Consider the following 16,147-nt stretch of genomic DNA (forward strand, 5'->3'; position numbering starts at 1 on the left):
GGGGCGAGAACCCGCGTTGATCATCCGGCACCCCAGGGAAAGTCACGAAGGGCCCCGAGATTGCGCACCGCGAGGGCGACGGGACCGTCGGGCCCGTCGGCCGCGTCCTCGCCGGCCGCCCACGCCTCCACCGCCACACGCACGGCCGCGCCGGCCACAGCGGCGCTGAGGCGGAGTTCGAGGGAAGCCCCGACCACCGGCCACCCGTCGGCCGACTCCCCGGCACCCCCGGTATCGCCGGTATCGCCGGCACTCCTCGCCGCCAGCGCCCCCGCCAACATCCGCTCCGCCGTCTGGCACGCCTCACCCCACACCCGCAGCAGCGCAGGATTCCCCTCGGCCAGGCGGAGGAGCGAGCGGACCCATTCCAGGGACTCGGGACGGACACCGACGCCCGGGGTCAAGGTGGAGACGACGGCATGGTGGAGGGCCTCGGGCACCGGCAGCTGGGCCGGGGCGTCACGGACCGCCTCGACCCATTTCTGGGCACCGGCGGCGAAGAGGGGGCCGAGGGACTCCTCCTTGCTCCCGAAGTACCGGTAGAAGGTGCGGGGCGCGACCCCGGCCGCTCGGGCGATGTCCTCGGCACGGGTGGCCCGCAGACCATCGCGCATGAAGAGCCCCGCCGCGGCCCGGGCGATCTCCATCCGGGTGGCCGCCTTGCGCCGCTCGGTCAGCGAGGGACCGGCAACGGCCGCACGGCCGGCAGAGGCAGGGGCAGAAGCCGAGGCAGAGGCTGAAGCCGGGGCCGGTCTGCCGGAGGAGGCAGAGGCGGACGCAGAGGCAGAAGCAGAGCCAGAGCCAGAGTCAGAAGCCGCTCGGCCGGTGGAGGTGCGCACCACGCGTTCGGTACCGGTCACGGTCGGCAGATTATGCCCCTGTGGCAGAATCTGCCATCCGGGTCACCCCGGGGTTCAGGTTCGGGGTGGCCCGGCCACGACCTGCCCGGAAACAGGGCCGCGACCTGCCCGCGAACAACCCCTCACCCCTGAAGCAACGAAGCAACGAAGCGCACAAACCTCACCCCCCAAGCCCCCGGAACGCAAAATAGAGCCGAGCCCCGGCGCCAGGGGGGGAAGGCGCCGAAGCTCGACTCGTGAAGAGTCCCGGCGCGGGGGGGGGAGTGCGTCGGGACTCGGTTCTGGGCGGGGCGAGTGGGTACGCCCCGGATGGAACCCTGAACCCGGGGCCCTGAAGTCTTGTGCCCAGAGCCCAGCAGGTTGAAGCGGCTTTACATGGCCATGTCTGGTCGACTTGTGGCCAACGTGGCCGGCGGGTCCGTACGGTCCGCGCGAGGCGGGCCCGTACGAGCCTTACGCCGCCGCGTCGAACCCCGTGTCACGGGCCAGCTTCTTCAGCTCGAGCAGCGCGTGCTTCTCGATCTGGCGGATCCGCTCGCGGGTGAGACCGTGCTCCTTGCCGACCTCCGTGAGCGTGCGCTCGCGGCCGTCCTCGATGCCGTACCGCATCTTGATGATGGAGGCCGTGCGCTGGTCGAGGCGGCCGATCAGGTCGTCCAGCTCCTCGCTGCGCAGCAGCGTCATGACGGACTGCTCGGGCGATTCCGCGGAGGTGTCCTCCAGCAGGTCGCCGAACTGGGTCTCGCCCTGGTCGTCCACCGCCATGTTCAGCGAGACCGGGTCGCGGGCCCAGTCCAGGACGTCACCCACGCGCTCCGGCGTCGAACCGAGCTCGGCGGCGATGTCCGCGTGCTCCGGGTCGCGCCCGTGCTCACGGTTGAACTCGCGCTGCACGCGCCGGATCCGGCCCAGCTCCTCGACCAGGTGGACGGGGAGGCGGATCGTGCGCGACTGGTCGGCGATGGAGCGGGTGATGGCCTGGCGGATCCACCACGTCGCGTACGTCGAGAACTTGAAGCCCTTGCGGTAGTCGAACTTCTCGACCGCGCGGACCAGACCCGCGTTGCCCTCCTGGATCAGGTCGAGCAGGGGCAGGCCGCTGCGCGGATAGCGTCGGGCGACGGCGACGACCAGTCGGAGGTTCGAGCGGATGAAGACGTCCTTCGCTCGCTCGCCCTCGACGACCAGCGCCTCGAGCTCCTCGCGGGACGCGTCCGCCCTGGCCTCTTCCTCACCGTCGAGGATCTGCCGCGCGAACACACCCGCCTCGATGATCTGGGACAGCTCGACTTCCTTGGCGGCGTCGAGCAGTGGCGTACGCGCGATCTCGTCGAGGTACATGCCGACCAGGTCGCGGTCGGCGATCTCGCCGCCTACGACGCGAACACTGCGTGCCGCGTCGCTGGTCTCGCCGCTGGCGGACTGACGACGGGCGACGGCACGGGTTGCCATGCGTGCTCCCTTGCGATGGTGGCTTGCGGGTGGTCCTGGACTTGGGGCTCACCCTCCCGGGTGCCCGGCATCCGAAGGAAACAACGACTGGAATCCGGACAGAATTCCCAAGCCGCCCCTCGATTTTTCTGATCATGCAGTACCCTGTCCGGCCACAGAGGAGGACGGATGCCGTCGGAACGTACAGATGTGCAGGTCAGGCCAGGAATCGAGAGCGATCTCGACGCCCTCACGGACATCTACAACCACTACGTACGTGAGACGCCCATCACGTTCGACACCGCGGTCTTCACGTCGGAAGAGCGTCGCTCGTGGCTGCTCTCCCACCCTGAAGACGGACCGCACCGCCTGATGGTTGCCACGGACGAAATCTCACAGGCGATTCTTGGGTACGCCACATCCAGCGCCTTTCGCGTGAAGCCCGCGTACGACACCTCCGTGGAGGTCACCATCTACCTCGCCCCGGGCGCCGGTGGCCGCGGCGTCGGCACCCGCCTCTACGAGGCCCTCTTCGAAGCCCTCGCCGAGGAGGACCTGCACCGCGCCTACGCCGGCATCGCCCAGCCCGAGAAGAACGAAGCGTCCGTGCGGCTGCACGAACGCTTCGGGTTCCGGCACGTCGGCACGTACCGCGAGGTGGGCCGCAAGTTCGACCGCTACTGGGATGTGGCCTGGTACGAGAAAGAGCTCTCGTAGCCCCGGTCGGATGCCTCTCGTAGCCCCGGTCAGGAGCCTCTCGCAGCCACGGTCAGGTGCGGGTCAGCCGAACTGCACCGACCGCTTCGCCATCCCCATCCAGAAGCCGTCGATCACCGACTTCTGCCCGCCCGGTTCACCGGCCGCGTCCGCCGCGCCCATGGTCACGAAGAGGGGGGCGAAGTGCTCGGTGCGCGGGTGGGCGAGACGGCCCGCCGGGGACTTGTGCTCGAAGTCGAGCAGCGCGTCCACGTCGCCGGCGTCCAGGGCGCGGTGGCCCCAGTCGTCGAACTCGCTCGACCAGGACGGCACTCCCCCGCCGGCGTGCCGCAGGGCCGCGAGGTTGTGGGTGAAGAAGCCGGAGCCGACGATCAGCACGCCCTCGTCGCGCAGCGGCGCCAGCTTGCGGCCGATCTCGAAGAGGCGGACGGGGTCGAGGGTCGGCATGGAGATCTGCAGGACCGGGATGTCGGCCTCGGGGAACATCTCCACCAGCGGGACGTACGCGCCGTGGTCGAGACCGCGGTCCGGGATGTCCTGCACCGGCGTACCGGGCGCGCGCAGCAACTTCCGCACGGAGTCGGCGAGTTCGGGGGCGCCGGGAGCCGCGTACCTCACCTGGTAGTAGTGCTCGGGGAAGCCCCAGAAGTCGTACACGAGCGGCACGGTCTGCACCGCGCCGAGGGCGAGGGGGGCCTCTTCCCAGTGGGCGGAGACCATGAGGATCGCCCGGGGGCGCGGCAGGTCCGCGGACCAGGCGGCGAGCTGGCCGGGCCAGATCGGGTCGTCGGCGAGCGGCGGGGCACCATGGCTCAGGTAGAGGGCGGGCATGCGCTCCCGCGAGGCACGCTCCTCGATGGCGGCGGACATGGCGGCTCCCTCCGGAGGGTTCAAATCGTATGGCGCTTATACTTGAACTTTAAAGCTCTAAGCCGGAGCTTAGCGCGCTTTTGTTTAACATTCAAGAAGGGGCTCGTACAGTGGAGTACATGAACACGGCACCCGCTGAAGAGCCGCGCTGGCTCACCGACGAGGAACAGCGCATCTGGCGTGCGTATATGCACGCCACCACCCTCCTTGAGGACCATCTCGATCGCCAGCTCCAGCGTGACGCGGGCATGCCGCACATCTACTACGGCCTGCTCGTCCAGCTCGCCGAAGCACCGCGCCGACGACTGCGGATGACCGAGCTGGCCATGAACGCGAAGATCACCCGCTCCCGGCTGTCCCACGCGATCGCGCGGCTGGAGAAGAACGGCTGGGTGCGGCGCGAGGACTGTCCCTCCGACAAGCGGGGACAGTTCGCGGTCCTCACCAACGACGGCTTCGAGGTGCTGAGCCGCACCGCGCCGGGCCATGTGGCCGCCGTACGACAGGCCCTGTTCGACCGGCTCACCGCGGACCAGCAGAAGGCTTTCGGCGAGGCCATGCGCGTCATCGCCGAGGGGCTCCAGCCGAAGGACGCCGGCGCGGACCTGCCCTGGCTGCGCTAGCGCTCTCGTGGCGAGCTCCGGCGCAGCGGAGTCCGGACACGGGTCCGCCCCGGCTCCGTTCGGAGCCGGGGCGGACCCTGGGATTCGTACGGACGAGGCGTCCCCACCCCGCGTCCGTACGCGAAGTGCCCGAAGTGTCGGCGGTACGGGTGATCAGTGGGCGATCACCGGCACCTTCACCTCGTCCTCGATGCCGTCGCCCGCACCCGCGTCGGAGGCCGAAGTGACGTCCGGGCGGCCGGTGTTGATGAAGGTCACGGCGATCGTCGCGGCGACGACGAGGATGCCGACGGCGAACCAGATCGCGTTGGTGTAACCGTGCACCTGGCCCTCCAGCTGGACCAGCTGCTGCTGGGACTTGGAGCCGGCGCCCGCGATGTGGTCCTTGATGTACGAGGTCGTCGCCGAGGCGGCGATCGTGTTCAGCAGGGCCGTACCGATCGCACCGCCCACCTGCTGCGAGGTGTTGACCATCGCGGAGGCGACACCGGCGTCACGGGGTTCGACGCCCAGCGTGGCCAGGGACATGGCGGGCATGAACGCCGTACCCATGCCGAGGCCGAGCAGCACCATCGACGGCAGGATCGTGCTGGCGTACGAGGAGCCGATCTCCAGCTGGGTCAGGAGCAGCATGCCGAGCGCGGCGACCAGGAAGCCCGGGCCCATCAGCAGGCGCGGCGCGACCCGGGTCATCAGGCGGGTGCCGATCTGCGTGGAGCCCACCATCATGCCGCCGATCATCGGCAGGAAGGCGAAGCCGGTCTTGACCGGCGAGTAGCCCTTCACGATCTGCAGGTAGTAGGTCAGGAAGAGGAACAGGCCGAACATCGCGATGATCGCGAGGCCGAGGGAGAGGTAGACGCCTCCGCGGTTGCGCTCGGTGATGACGCGCAGCGGCAGCAGCGGGGCCTTGACCTTGGACTCGGTGAAGATGAACGCCGCGAGCAGGACGGCCGAGGCGATGAACAGGCCGACCGTCACGGAGTCGCCCCAGCCGTTGGACTCGGCGCGGGTGAAGCCGTAGACGAGCGAGACCAGACCGAGGGTGGACAGGACGACACCCGGGATGTCGAGCGGCGAACGGTTGCGGCCGCCGGCCGGCTCACGGATGACGAAGTACGCGCCCGCGGCCGCGATGATCGCGAACGGGATGTTGACGAAGAACGTCCAGCGCCAGTTGAGGTACTCGGTGAGGACACCGCCGAGGATGAAGCCCACGGCACCGCCACCACCGGCGATCGCGCCGTAGATGCCGAACGCCTTGGCGCGCTCCTTGGCCTCCGTGAACATCACGGCGAGCAGTGAGAGCGCGGCGGGCGCGAGCAGCGCGCCGAACGCACCCTGCAGGGCGCGGGCGCCGAGCATCATCGCCTCGTTCGTGGCCGCGCCACCGAGGGCGGACGCGCCGGCGAAACCGATCAGACCGGCGACGAAGGTGCGCTTGCGGCCCCACAGGTCGGCTATGCGGCCGCCGAAGAGCAGCAGACCACCGAAGGCAAGTGCGTAGGCCGTGATGACCCACTGCCGGTTGCCGTCCGAAATCCCCAGGTCCTGCTGGGCGGAGGGCAGCGCGATATTCACGATGGTCGCGTCGAGGACGACCATCAGCTGGGCGAGCGCGATGAAGGTGAGCGCTTTCCAGCGGTTGGAATGGGCGTCGGCCTGTTCCGCCTTCGCGGTGGCCTTGGCTGTTTCAGACATGGGGATACCCACTTCGGTACTTCGTAGCGAAAAAGGATGAGGAAGAGGGACGGCTCGTCATCGGCGACGGCCGGAAGCGTTGTGCGAGTTCTGACTGGCGCTGCGCGCTGAACTAATCGGTCAGGTGGACGGCGTTGGTCACGCTCGTCGCATGTCCTCCACGGTGGCGGCCACTCCGGGCAGTTCGGAACGGGCCGGGGCCCGCAAACCGTCCAGGAACAGCTGCAGATGACGGTGTACGAAGCGGTCGATGCCCTGGCACGCGGTGCCGGGCAGCGGCCGGGTGAGCTGGCTGACGGCGATCATCAGGTCGCCGAACTCGACGTCGGGGCGCAGCTGTCCGGCCTCGCGGGCGCGGGACATCAGCTGCTCGATCAGATCGGTGATCCGGTCGCGCGCGGCCACCAGATCGGGGTGGTTCTGGTCGAAGGCGTCGGAGAGCATCGGGCACAGGGCGCCGATCCGCTCGTCGGCGGCGAAGTGCACGAAGCCGCTCAGCGTCTCGAAGGCGTCGCCACTCCTGGTGAGCGACTCCTCGACCCACTCCGACGTACGGTCCATCACCGAGCAGACGACCTCCCGCGCCAGGGCGTCGCGGTCGGGGAAGTTGCGGTACAGCGTGGCGTTGCCGACACCGGCCCGGCGGGCGATCTCGTCGAACGGCACCTCGGCACCGAACTCGACGAACATCTCGCGGGCCGCGGCGACGATCCGCTCCCGGTTGCGCAGGGCATCGGCGCGCGGCCGGACCACTCGACGCTGCGCGGGGGTGGCGGTTTCCACGGCGTACTCCTCGTCTTCCTGGTGGTGCGTGACAGCTGTGAGCCGGTGCCTGACGGCTCTGCGGCCGGTGCTTGACGACTGTGATGCGATCCGGGGATTCGCTCCCCGCTTCGCGCGGACGTATGGCTAAACGGGGAAACGATCCCCGGTTATTTCCCGCCCGCCGGATTCTTTCTTGTGACCCGCGTCACATACCCGTCCGGTCCTCTCAAGGGCTCCGCCGGGCCTCTCGCTGGAGAAACCCACGATCGGGCTCCTCCAGCGCGCGCCCGCCCCGCCGTCGACACAGGGTGATCGCAAGGGTGCAGCCGGAGATCTGTGGCTGCCGTGGAGCGAAGGGCCCCCACATGCAGCCGACCAGCCGCCGCCGGATACGCCCGCGCCGCGTGGCCGCGCTCGCCACGGTGACCCTCCTTACGCTGACGGTCAGCACCTCCGCCGGCACCGGGCACCTCACGGCGGGCTCCACGACGGCGGGCTCCATCGCGCTGGCCCATTCCACGGCGCTCGGCCCCTGCATGATCAATGGCTCCATGGGCGTACAGATGGGGGAAGGCATCCCCACACTTCCCGGCTACGCCCATTCCACCGGCACCGTCCGTGCCCTCACGTTGATGGTCGACTTCTCCGACGCGCCCGGTAAGGGCAGCGCGCTCGACCGCTACGGCGAGTTCTTCCCGCAGACCCGGCGATGGTTCCGCACCGCGTCGTACGGCCGCCTCGACTACCGCCCCGCGACCCCCATCAAGCACTGGCTGCGGATGCCCAAGCCCTTCAAGGCGTACGGCATAGAGCGCGGCGCGCCCTTCGACCCCGGGTACCGCGAGCTGGTCCAGGACATAGTGGCCGCGGCCGACCCCACCGTGGACTTCCACTCGTACGACATCCTGAACGTCCTGGTGACGCCGAATGCCGGGCCCTCCGCGCTGGACACCGTGCTGTCCGTGACCTTCGCCGGCAACACGGAGGCACCGGTCGCCGACGGCGTCCCGGTCTCCAACGCGTCCTTCGTCTACAGCCGCCAGGACGACGGCTCCGGCTCCTACGCCGACACCGGCTACCGGGTGCTCCCGCACGAGAACAGCCACACCTTCGGCCTGCCCGACCTCTACACCCAGGACGGCGGGGGCGCGGTCGGCCACTGGGACATCATGAGCGAGGACTGGGGGGCCGACAACGACATGCTCGGCTGGCACAAATGGAAGCTCGGCTGGCTCGACGACTCCCAGGTCCGCTGCGCCGCCGCACCCGGCACCACCGAGTACACGCTCACCCCGCTGGCCCGGCCCGGCGGCAACAAACTCGTCTTCGTGCCCACCAGCACCAAGACCGGGTACGCCCTCGAACTGCGCACCCGTGAGGGCAACGACGCGGCGGTCTGCCGTCCCGGCATCCTCATATACAAGGTCGACGCGGAAGTCGACACCGGGAACGGACCGATCAGCGTGTACGACTCCCAGCGCGACAGCGGCGGCTGCACACGCTCCCCCAATGTGCACGCGGAACTCTCCGACGCGCCCTTCGAGCCCGGCGAGACCTTCAAGGACCCCAAGACGGGCGTCACGGTCCGTGTCGCCGGGGGGGACCCTGCGGGGAACTACCGGGTGTCTGTGACACGGCGCTGAGGGCCTGCGGGTGTGTCCGCCGACTGACGCCGGCCGCCGCCAACCGCTGCCGACCGCCACCTGTCGCTGTTGACCGCCGCTGACCTGGTTGACCGCCGCTGACCTGCTGGAGTGGCCGGGCACGTGTGCCGGGCAGGCATTACGGTGTCTCTTCTGAGTCTCTTCTGAGATCCGCACCACGGTGTCTCTTCTCAGAGCCGCACCACGGTGTCTCTTCTGAGAGCCGCAACGGAGAGCCCATGCCATCGAATGTCGTGCCGGCCCCCGGGGCTGGGTCCGGGAACGGGACCGGGACCGGGACCGGGAGGGTCGCAGCCGGAGCCGGAAGCGAGACCGGAGCCGGGACCGCGGTGCCCGCCGAGGCCGTCACCCCCCTCATCCGCGGTATCGCCGTACTGCGGCGGCTGACCGAGGCCGACGGGGTGTCCAGCCTGAGCGGGCTCGAACGGGCCACCCGGCTCGCGCGTTCCACCGTCGACCGGATCACGGCGACCCTCGCGCGCATGGGGTACGTACGCCTCGACGGCCGGGACGCCGTACTGGCCCCCCGTCTGATGGAACTCGGCAACGCCTACCTCGCGGCCCTGCGGCTCCCCCACCTCCTGGACGCGCACGCCGACGCGCTCGCCGACGAACTGGACGAGTCGGTGTCCCTGGCCGTCGGCGACCGGGACGGGATCCGCTTCATCCACCAGGCGACCCGGCGCCGCGCCATGTCCCTGAGCTTCCGCATCGGCGACCTGCTGCCCGCCGAACGCACCGCGCCGGGACCGCTGTTCGCCACCGAGTGGGGCGAGGAGGAGTGGACGCGCTGGCGCGAACGCCGGGCGGCCGATCCGGAGGACCGCGGCTTCCCCGCCGTACCGGCTCGGAGCCGGCCGTACGAAGCCGAGGACGCCGCGGACGCAGTGGCAGCCGCGCCGGTCCAACTCCCCATCGTCGGGGACGACTTCGAGCAGCGTACGGCCGAGGCCCGGAAGGCCGGGTGGGCGCTGGACGATCAGTTGATCGAACCGGGGCTCGTCGCCCTCGCGATGCCCGTGCGGGAGGCCGGGCGGGTCGCGTGTGTGGTGAGCGTGGTGAGTCACACCAGCCGGCACACCGCGGCCGACCTGCGGGACACGCTGCTGCCACGGCTGCGGACGGCCGTGGCGGCGATGGAGCGGGAGCTGCGGCAGGCGCCGCCCGCCGAACCGGGCGCCGCGTCCGGGCTCGCCATCTGGACCGGTGCCTCCAAACAGGAACTCGGGCGGGAGTTCGTCGAGTCGCTGGCCCGCGGGCTGACCGTGATCACCGCCTTCGGCGAGGGCCGCGCCGAACTGACCCTCACGGAGGTCGCCCAGGCCACCGGGCTCGCCCGCGCGACGGCCCGCCGCGCCCTGATCACCCTGGAACACCTCGGATACGTCACCACGCACGACCGCGTCTTCCGGCTCACGCCGCGCGTCCTGGGCCTCGGCTTCCCTCCGCTGTCGCGGACCTCGCTCCCCGAGATCGCGGCCCCGCACCTCACCGAACTCTCGCAGCGGCTGCACGACTCGGTGTCGCTCGCGATCCTGACCGGCGACGAGATCCAGTACACGGCCCGTGTCTCCACCAGCCGCATCATGAGCGTCAACATCACCGTCGGCTCCCGGCTGCCCGCGTACGCGACCTCGCTGGGCCGCGTGCTGCTGGCCGACCTGCCGGACGCCCGGCTTCCCGAACTGCTCCCGCGGACCCCGCGCACCATGACCGACCCGGAGAAGCTCAGGGCCGAACTGGACCGCGTACGGGATGCCGGATACGCCCTGGTCGACGAGGAGTTGGAGGAGGGGCTGCGGTCCGTCGCGGTACCGGTGCGCGAGCGCGGCGGGCGCGTCGTCGCCGCGGTGAACGTCGCGATGCACAGCAGCCGCCGCACCCCCGAGGAGTGCGTCCGCGACGTCCTGCCCGAACTCCATGCCACAGCCGCCCGCATCGAGGCGGATCTACGTGTCGCGGGTCGCTTCAGGCGCGTGCCGCTCAGCTGAACTCCGCCCTGGCCGTGGACAGTTGGCGGACTGGTCGCGGACCGGTTCGTGAAACGATCTTCTGCCTTTGGCCCCGTTGACGAACACCCGTTGGCCGATTTCCCGGGCTTCCCCGACTTCGGCACAGCCCCGCACCTAGATCAACGCGTACGGCATGGCCCGACAAGACACATGCGTACGGCATGGCTTGGCACGGCACGGCTTTTGCGCACACCGTCTGCTGAATGCGAACACCGTACGCGTCTGCGAATGCCGTGCGCTGCCGTGACGCGGAGCGCAGTGAACGGGAAAGGAGGGCAGATGCCGCCCAGGGAGCAGCCGCAGCCACGCCACCCGCTGCCGGCCCTGTTCAGCTGAGCGGGCCTCCCCACCGCCGAGGCCGACCAGGCGGCCTCAGCCCTGGTCGCGTACGTCATCGGCACGGCCACCAGCGAGGCGGCCCGGCTGACCACCCTCGCCCGCAATGGCCGAACCGAACAGGACCGGGTCAACACCCTCCGGCCCACCGCCGAACAGGCCGCCCAGCCCCACCCCCCCACCTCCGCGAGACCTACGCCGATCCAACGCGACAAGGACCCCCGCACCACCCGCGAAGCGGGCTTCGCCCACGGCCTGGCCCGAGTCCTCGACGGCCTCCTAACCCGCATCGCCCACTCCGCTGCCTGACCCCCGCCTCCCCTCCCCCACCTGCGCAAACCGGAACCCTCCCAGCCGCCGCCCGCCATCCGCTAGGCTAGCCACCGGATCACACCGGGATCCGCACGCCTTCGTAGCTCAGGGGATAGAGCACCGCTCTCCTAAAGCGGGTGTCGCAGGTTCGAATCCTGCCGGGGGCACAAGGGAAAAGGCCCCGGACCGATCATGGTCCGGGGCCTTTGACATCCACGATTGACATCAACGAGCACGGTCAGTGACGACCGGAGCGCTTCCTGAGCAGCCGATCCATGTGGCTCATGGCCTCGCGCTGCGTGTCCTGCACGACGTGCGTGTACACGTCCATGGTGATGCTGATCTGACTGTGCCCGAGGATCTCCATCACGACGCGGGGCGCGACTCCGGCCGCCGTGAGGAGGGTGGCCGTGCCGTGCCGGGCGTCGTGCAGCCGGACGACGCGGATGCCGGCGGACTCGGCGATGCGGGTGAAGGACCGGTAGACGTTCCGCGGCTCGACCTGGCGCCCGGTACGGGTGGTGAAGACATAGCCCGACGCGTGCCACTGCTCCCCCGCCTTGGCGCGTGCGGCCGACTGCCGCATCCGGTGCCAGCGCAGCGGGGCGATACAGAGCGCGGGCAGCGGAACGACGCGACGACGACGGCTCTTGGGATCGTCGTCGTACAGGACGCCACGGCGACGCTGGGTCTGCTGGCGGACGTAGAGGACCCGGTTGTCGAGATCGAGATCCGACCACCGAAGGCCGATGATCTCGCCCCGACGGAGCCCCATGCCGATGGCGAGCACGAAGGCCGCGTAGAGCGGATCTCTGCGGGACGCCGCAAGGAAGTCCAATGTCTCGTCGAGGCTCCAGGGCTTCAGCTCCCGGTTGTCCGTGCGGGGCGGCTCGACGAGCTTGGCGACGTTGCGCGTGATCAGTTCCTCGCGGCAGGCGGAGGACAGGGCGGAGCGCAGCACGCGGTGCGACTCCTTGGCCGTTGCCGCGGTGGTCTCCTTCTCCAGCTGGACGAGGAAGCGTCGCACGTCGGCGACGCCGAGGGATTCGAGCCGCTTGGCACCGAGCAATGGCACCAGGTAGAGCCGGACGTGCGCCTCGTACTTGTCGTACGTGCTGAGCTTCCGTCGCGGCTTGATCACGTTGTCCAGCCAGTACGGGAGCCACTCCGAGAGCTTGGCCGAGCGGGTGGGGACGGGCACGCCCTGATCGACCTTGGCGAGCAGCTCGCGGCGTTTGGTGTCGCACTCGGCCCAGGTCTTGCCATAGGCGAACTTGCGGGCCCGGGTGCCGTCCGGCTGGAGCACGTAGACCGCGCACTGAAACCGGCCGTCCTTGCGCTTGGTGATCGTTCCCGCGCCGTTGGGGTTGCGCTTGCGCTGACCGGCCATCAGGCAGCCTCCTCGATCTGACCGAGGATGAAGTCCTGTACGGCGTCCGCAGGGATGCGGCGAGCCCCATCGATCTTGATCGAGACCAGGCGGTGCGAGCGGATCAGGTCGTAGACCTTGGAGCGACCGAGCTTGAGCCGCGCCATGACTTCCGGCACGGTCAGCAGCTGGGCGGTGGCGGTGGTCATGCTGCGGCTCCTTCCAGGGTGAGTTGGTCGTGCAGGGCTTCGCGGGCGGTTTCGCGGTTGAGCTGGAGGTCCCGGGCGATGGAGGCGGCGAGCGCGGATTCGCCGGGGGTGTGGCCGTGTCCGGCGTACTGCCAGTCGGCGAGGACGAGCACGGTGTCCGGCTCACGGTCGTCCAGGCCGAGTGCTTCGCGTTCCTGGGCGGCGCGGAAGTCGGCGCGGGCCTGGCGGAGCTCGCCGAGCGTGGTCGAGTAGCGGCGAGACTTGGAGGAGAAGTGGCCGCGGAAGCCGAGCATGTGAGCCCAGGCCCAGAGGCGGCGGTCCGGGTAGAGCGGGTCTAGTTCCTTGCACGCTTCGATGAGACGGCGGGCGTGGTCCGGGACCTGGTGGCGGTCGAGTTCGGAGAGTTCGCCGATGCGGCGGTCCAACGTGCCGGTGTTCTCGGCCGCCTTGGTGGCGTACTTGGCGACGTAGGAGGCCACGGCCTGTTCGGTGATGTCGGAGCCCTCGCCGAAGGCCTTGACCGGGCGGACGTCGAGCTGGGTGCCCCAGCGGAAGGTGCGGGCGGGTTGGTCTGCGGCGGCCGGGACGGAGACCGAGGTGTAGGAGTGCGTGGCGGCGGCGTGAATCGCGTCGGTAAGGAGGTCGACGGTCGCCCAGGACGGGGGCGGGGTGTCGGGTCCCGCGGGGCCGTCGAGGCGGATCACGGCGTGGAAGTGCAGGGCGCCGCGCTTTTGGAACTCGGCGACCTTGCCGTACGACAGGCGTGCGTGGTCGGGCAGTTCGCGGCGGGTGAGTCCGGCACGGGCGGCGATCTCGCGGCGTAGGCGGGTCGTGAATCTCATCCACAGGTCGCCCGCGTGGTTGTTGAAGAGGACGGCGGCGGCGTAGTCGTAGGTGGCCGGGTCGAGGGCGGTGCCGAGCGCTGGGTCGTCGGGGGTGTGGCGGGTGCCGCAGCGGCAGGCGCCTCGGTCGGGGCGGTTGTGGACGGGGCCGAAGGATGGGGCGGTGAGGGTGGCGAAGACGCGGGGGTGGTCGCGGACGGTGGAGGGGATGTCGCGGCGGTCGTCTCCGGCAAGGCCCGCGCGGATCAGGTGGTAGGTGTCGCCCGCGTAGGTCCAGGCGCAGGAGGGGCAGCGGGAGGCGCGCCGGTTGCCGCAGGCGACGCGGAGCCGTCCGCCCGGCTCGTTCTCGGTGGAGTAGTGGTGGAGGGTCTCGCCGGTGGTCTTGTCCTTGGTGAGGGTCCAGCCGGTGAGGTGGATGGGGTCGGCGCATCCTCCGGTGCGGCGGATCTGGTCGTGCCAGCGGTCGAAGTCGTCGGCGGAGGCCACCCTCAGTAGGTCGCCGAGGGTGGTCGGGTCGAGCAGGGTGTCAGGCATGGGCGCCCTCCCAGACTCGGGCCGGGCGGTGGGTGGTGCCGGTGCCGTGGCAGGCCGGGCAGTGCGCGGTGATGGTGTGCAGGTGGCCACGGTGGTCGCGGCCGCCGAGGGTGATGGCGGCGGAGGCGAAGCCGTCGCAGTTCGGGCAGATGCGGGACGACGGCCGGGTGCGGTGCGTCATGCTGGGGGTTCCTTCCGGTTGCGAGATCGGGATGGGGCACGGCTCCCGGGCGGCGGAGACTTGGCGGTTGAGGCCGCCCGGGGGCCGGTCAGCGGTGCTTGCTCTCGGAGCCGATCAGCGAGCGGATGACCAGGGCGCAGATGGCGAGCGAGGCGCCGGTGATGGCCACGGCGAGGAGCATCGAGACGAGGACGGCGCCGACGACCAGGACCACGGCTGTCCCACCGCCGACGAGGGCGATCACGGCGCCGGGGGTGAGCTGGACCGTGGGCCGAGCCGGAGCGGGCGCCGCGGGTGCGGGGGCTGTCGGGGTGTGCTCGACCACGGTGGTCGGCTCGACGACGGCGGGCGGTGTGACCAGGCCGGTCGGTTGCGGCATGGTCGGGACCTTGGGGCGGAACATGGCGAGGTCTCCTTTCACGGGTGATTACTTGACGGCGGTGTCGATGGCGGGGGCGAGCAGGCTGTCGGCGAGGAGGTAGCCGCCGAGCAGGAGCACGGCCACGAGCCACCAGGGCGGGCGGATGAGCTTGACGCCGAGCCAGCCGACGACGATCAGGGCGAGCCAGAGCGGGACGTCCACGGGACCGTTCTCCTATCGGGCGGTGCAGCGGTGGGAGCGGGCGGCGAGCTGGGCGGCGGACTGGCTGGAGTAGTCGGCGGACCAGCCGCACCGGTCGTTGGTGCACACGGCGGCGTACTTGGTGCGGCCGTGGCGGTCGCGGTGGGTGCCGATCTGCACGGGGCCGATCCGCATCACGGAGTGGAAGTGGTCACGAGCAGGCATGACGGCGGTGTCCTTTCCGGTCAGGTGAGTTGGGCGGCGATTGCGTCGGCCAATTGGGGCGGGACGCCGAGGCGGGCGCGCAGGGTGTCGGTGTCGATGCGGGTTCCGGTGCGGGCGTGGTGGTCGTCGGCGACCTTGCGGGCGTGGTCGACCAGAGCCGCCGGGACGGGCGGAGTCGGGTCGGCGGCGGGGAGAGCCGGGGTGTCGTCGGCAGCGGTGATGGGAGCGGCTTCCGGCTCCGGATCGGCGGTGCTGGCGGGCTCGATGTCGGGCGCTGGGGCCGGGGCTGCGGGTGCCGGCGGAACCGGTTCCCGGTCGCCTGCGGAGTGGGCGAGGAGTGTGCCGCCGAGGAAGGCGAGGGCTGGCCATCCGGCGATGCCGAAGCGCAGCCAGGCGGGCGGGTTCTGGAGGTCGAGGAATCCGGCGGTGGCGACGTTGGCGCCGAGGGAGGCGAACAGGGCGATCAGGAACCAGCACCAGGCCAGCCGGGACGGACCATCCGAGCGGAGCCGTCGCCAGGCGGCAACCAGGAGCAGATCGACGCTGATCGGGTAGGCCCACGCCTTCCATCCGTCCTGTCCGGCTGCGTCGGCGAGGTCGTGGAGGTGGGCGAAGGACAGGGCACCGGCGATGACGGCCTGGACCAAGACCGCGTCCACGCGGAGTGCGGGCCGGGTCATTGCGGTCCCTCGCCGGGGTAGTCGGGGCCGTCGTTGAGGTCGTAGCCGGGCGGGAACGTGCCGGGCGGCGGCTCCGGCAGCGACGCGGCGAGCGACGGGCCCACGGCCTCGATGAAGCTCTGGTCAGCGCCGAAGGTGTCGGCGTAGAGGGCGAGTTGGCCGAGCATGACGACGGTGCGGGTGAAGTCCTCGCAGTCGGGGCACATGAGGTGCTCTCCCTTCCTCAGGCATGGAGGGGGTAGGGACCTGGCGCG

General features: G+C 70.4%; 18 protein-coding genes, 1 tRNA gene and 1 pseudogene. 6 read left to right on the forward strand and 14 right to left on the reverse strand.

Annotated features, from left to right (window positions below; genetic code table 11):
- Nucleotides 1-20: 20 nt before the first annotated feature.
- A complete protein-coding gene (locus tag AB5J53_RS21295) occupies nucleotides 21-647 on the reverse strand; it encodes a TetR family transcriptional regulator (protein WP_369247254.1) in 627 nt (208 codons plus the stop codon).
- A gap of 666 nt (nucleotides 648-1,313) precedes the next feature.
- The gene (locus AB5J53_RS21300) at nucleotides 1,314-2,312 is read right to left on the reverse strand and encodes an RNA polymerase sigma factor RpoD/SigA (RefSeq protein ID WP_369247255.1); all 999 of its coding nucleotides are present in this window, start codon (nucleotides 2,310-2,312) and stop codon (nucleotides 1,314-1,316) included.
- Nucleotides 2,313-2,480: 168 nt separating this feature from the next.
- Between AB5J53_RS21300 and AB5J53_RS21305 the strand changes: the two genes are divergently transcribed.
- Nucleotides 2,481-3,008: an N-acetyltransferase family protein gene (locus tag AB5J53_RS21305; protein WP_369247256.1), complete on the forward strand. Its 528-nt coding sequence runs from the start codon at nucleotides 2,481-2,483 to the stop codon at nucleotides 3,006-3,008.
- Between the two features lie 63 nt (nucleotides 3,009-3,071).
- On the opposite strand, the gene AB5J53_RS21310 is transcribed toward AB5J53_RS21305, so the two are convergent.
- Nucleotides 3,072-3,878 (reverse strand): dioxygenase, encoded by an 807-nt coding sequence (locus AB5J53_RS21310; RefSeq protein ID WP_369247257.1) that lies wholly within the window; start codon nucleotides 3,876-3,878, stop codon nucleotides 3,072-3,074.
- Between the two features lie 119 nt (nucleotides 3,879-3,997).
- On the opposite strand from AB5J53_RS21310, the gene AB5J53_RS21315 reads away from it, so the two are divergent.
- Complete coding sequence (locus AB5J53_RS21315) at nucleotides 3,998-4,501, forward strand: MarR family winged helix-turn-helix transcriptional regulator (RefSeq protein ID WP_369247258.1); 504 nt, start codon at nucleotides 3,998-4,000, stop codon at nucleotides 4,499-4,501.
- A 153-nt stretch (nucleotides 4,502-4,654) separates the two neighbouring features.
- Here AB5J53_RS21315 and AB5J53_RS21320 read toward each other — a convergent pair whose 3' ends face one another.
- Both AB5J53_RS21320 and AB5J53_RS21325 read right to left on the reverse strand, forming a co-directional pair.
- Nucleotides 4,655-6,202 carry an MFS transporter gene (locus AB5J53_RS21320; protein ID WP_369247259.1) on the reverse strand — a complete coding sequence of 516 codons (1,548 nt, stop codon included), beginning with the start codon at nucleotides 6,200-6,202 and terminating at the stop codon, nucleotides 4,655-4,657.
- A 138-nt stretch (nucleotides 6,203-6,340) separates the two neighbouring features.
- Nucleotides 6,341-6,985 carry a TetR/AcrR family transcriptional regulator gene (locus AB5J53_RS21325; protein WP_369247260.1) on the reverse strand — a complete coding sequence of 215 codons (645 nt, stop codon included), beginning with the start codon at nucleotides 6,983-6,985 and terminating at the stop codon, nucleotides 6,341-6,343.
- 347 nt (nucleotides 6,986-7,332) lie between these two features.
- Between AB5J53_RS21325 and AB5J53_RS21330 the strand changes: the two genes are divergently transcribed.
- From AB5J53_RS21330 to AB5J53_RS21345, 4 genes and pseudogenes are all read left to right on the forward strand, one after another.
- Nucleotides 7,333-8,610 (forward strand): M6 family metalloprotease domain-containing protein, encoded by a 1,278-nt coding sequence (locus AB5J53_RS21330; protein ID WP_369247261.1) that lies wholly within the window; start codon nucleotides 7,333-7,335, stop codon nucleotides 8,608-8,610.
- 350 nt (nucleotides 8,611-8,960) lie between these two features.
- Nucleotides 8,961-10,622 carry an IclR family transcriptional regulator C-terminal domain-containing protein gene (locus AB5J53_RS21335; RefSeq protein WP_369247262.1) on the forward strand — a complete coding sequence of 554 codons (1,662 nt, stop codon included), beginning with the start codon at nucleotides 8,961-8,963 and terminating at the stop codon, nucleotides 10,620-10,622.
- A 369-nt stretch (nucleotides 10,623-10,991) separates the two neighbouring features.
- Nucleotides 10,992-11,288, forward strand: a pseudogene (locus tag AB5J53_RS21340) (TetR/AcrR family transcriptional regulator); the annotation flags it as partial.
- Nucleotides 11,289-11,385: 97 nt separating this feature from the next.
- Nucleotides 11,386-11,458: transfer RNA gene (locus tag AB5J53_RS21345), tRNA-Arg, on the forward strand.
- A 71-nt stretch (nucleotides 11,459-11,529) separates the two neighbouring features.
- Here the strand turns inward: AB5J53_RS21345 and AB5J53_RS21350 are convergent.
- From AB5J53_RS21350 to AB5J53_RS21390, 9 genes are all read right to left on the reverse strand, one after another.
- Complete coding sequence (locus tag AB5J53_RS21350) at nucleotides 11,530-12,681, reverse strand: tyrosine-type recombinase/integrase (RefSeq protein WP_369247263.1); 1,152 nt, start codon at nucleotides 12,679-12,681, stop codon at nucleotides 11,530-11,532.
- Nucleotides 12,681-12,869, reverse strand: a complete 189-nt coding sequence (locus tag AB5J53_RS21355; protein ID WP_369247264.1) for a helix-turn-helix domain-containing protein — start codon at nucleotides 12,867-12,869, stop codon at nucleotides 12,681-12,683. The genes AB5J53_RS21350 and AB5J53_RS21355 overlap by 1 nt, the downstream gene beginning before the upstream one ends.
- Complete coding sequence (gene repSA / locus AB5J53_RS21360; RefSeq protein ID WP_369247265.1) at nucleotides 12,866-14,245, reverse strand: replication initiator protein RepSA; 1,380 nt, start codon at nucleotides 14,243-14,245, stop codon at nucleotides 12,866-12,868. The genes AB5J53_RS21355 and repSA overlap by 4 nt, the downstream gene beginning before the upstream one ends.
- Complete coding sequence (locus AB5J53_RS21365; protein ID WP_369247266.1) at nucleotides 14,238-14,426, reverse strand: hypothetical protein; 189 nt, start codon at nucleotides 14,424-14,426, stop codon at nucleotides 14,238-14,240. The genes repSA and AB5J53_RS21365 overlap by 8 nt, the downstream gene beginning before the upstream one ends.
- Nucleotides 14,427-14,514: 88 nt before the next feature.
- Nucleotides 14,515-14,829 (reverse strand): SpdD-like protein, encoded by a 315-nt coding sequence (locus AB5J53_RS21370; RefSeq protein WP_369247267.1) that lies wholly within the window; start codon nucleotides 14,827-14,829, stop codon nucleotides 14,515-14,517.
- A gap of 24 nt (nucleotides 14,830-14,853) precedes the next feature.
- Complete coding sequence (locus tag AB5J53_RS21375) at nucleotides 14,854-15,009, reverse strand: hypothetical protein (RefSeq protein WP_152786825.1); 156 nt, start codon at nucleotides 15,007-15,009, stop codon at nucleotides 14,854-14,856.
- Between the two features lie 12 nt (nucleotides 15,010-15,021).
- The gene (locus tag AB5J53_RS21380; RefSeq protein WP_369247268.1) at nucleotides 15,022-15,213 is read right to left on the reverse strand and encodes a mobile element transfer protein; all 192 of its coding nucleotides are present in this window, start codon (nucleotides 15,211-15,213) and stop codon (nucleotides 15,022-15,024) included.
- A gap of 20 nt (nucleotides 15,214-15,233) precedes the next feature.
- Complete coding sequence (locus tag AB5J53_RS21385) at nucleotides 15,234-15,893, reverse strand: DUF2637 domain-containing protein (RefSeq protein ID WP_369247269.1); 660 nt, start codon at nucleotides 15,891-15,893, stop codon at nucleotides 15,234-15,236.
- Nucleotides 15,890-16,099, reverse strand: coding sequence for a hypothetical protein (locus AB5J53_RS21390; RefSeq protein WP_369247270.1), 210 nt, complete (start codon nucleotides 16,097-16,099; stop codon nucleotides 15,890-15,892). Before AB5J53_RS21390 ends, AB5J53_RS21385 begins: the two co-directional genes overlap by 4 nt.
- Between the last annotated feature and the right edge of the window lie 48 nt (nucleotides 16,100-16,147).

Origin of the sequence: Streptomyces sp. R41, from assembly GCF_041053055.1 — a bacterium.
Taxonomy (GTDB): domain Bacteria; phylum Actinomycetota; class Actinomycetes; order Streptomycetales; family Streptomycetaceae; genus Streptomyces.

Excerpts from the sequence above, each read along its gene's own strand:
- AB5J53_RS21295 (WP_369247254.1), bottom strand. The coding sequence starts at position 647 with ATGGAGATCGCCCGGGCCGCGGCGGGGCTCTTCATGCGCGATGGTCTG.
- AB5J53_RS21300 (WP_369247255.1), bottom strand. The coding sequence starts at position 2,312 with ATGGCAACCCGTGCCGTCGCCCGTCGTCAGTCCGCCAGCGGCGAGACC.
- AB5J53_RS21305 (WP_369247256.1), top strand. The coding sequence starts at position 2,481 with ATGCCGTCGGAACGTACAGATGTGCAGGTCAGGCCAGGAATCGAGAGC.
- AB5J53_RS21310 (WP_369247257.1), bottom strand. The coding sequence starts at position 3,878 with ATGTCCGCCGCCATCGAGGAGCGTGCCTCGCGGGAGCGCATGCCCGCC.
- AB5J53_RS21315 (WP_369247258.1), top strand. The coding sequence starts at position 3,998 with ATGAACACGGCACCCGCTGAAGAGCCGCGCTGGCTCACCGACGAGGAA.
- AB5J53_RS21320 (WP_369247259.1), bottom strand. The coding sequence starts at position 6,202 with ATGTCTGAAACAGCCAAGGCCACCGCGAAGGCGGAACAGGCCGACGCC.
- AB5J53_RS21330 (WP_369247261.1), top strand. The coding sequence starts at position 7,333 with ATGCAGCCGACCAGCCGCCGCCGGATACGCCCGCGCCGCGTGGCCGCG.
- AB5J53_RS21350 (WP_369247263.1), bottom strand. The coding sequence starts at position 12,681 with ATGGCCGGTCAGCGCAAGCGCAACCCCAACGGCGCGGGAACGATCACC.
- AB5J53_RS21355 (WP_369247264.1), bottom strand. The coding sequence starts at position 12,869 with ATGACCACCGCCACCGCCCAGCTGCTGACCGTGCCGGAAGTCATGGCG.
- repSA (WP_369247265.1), bottom strand. The coding sequence starts at position 14,245 with ATGCCTGACACCCTGCTCGACCCGACCACCCTCGGCGACCTACTGAGG.
- AB5J53_RS21365 (WP_369247266.1), bottom strand. The coding sequence starts at position 14,426 with ATGACGCACCGCACCCGGCCGTCGTCCCGCATCTGCCCGAACTGCGAC.
- AB5J53_RS21370 (WP_369247267.1), bottom strand. The coding sequence starts at position 14,829 with ATGTTCCGCCCCAAGGTCCCGACCATGCCGCAACCGACCGGCCTGGTC.
- AB5J53_RS21380 (WP_369247268.1), bottom strand. The coding sequence starts at position 15,213 with ATGCCTGCTCGTGACCACTTCCACTCCGTGATGCGGATCGGCCCCGTG.
- AB5J53_RS21385 (WP_369247269.1), bottom strand. The coding sequence starts at position 15,893 with ATGACCCGGCCCGCACTCCGCGTGGACGCGGTCTTGGTCCAGGCCGTC.
- AB5J53_RS21390 (WP_369247270.1), bottom strand. The coding sequence starts at position 16,099 with ATGTGCCCCGACTGCGAGGACTTCACCCGCACCGTCGTCATGCTCGGC.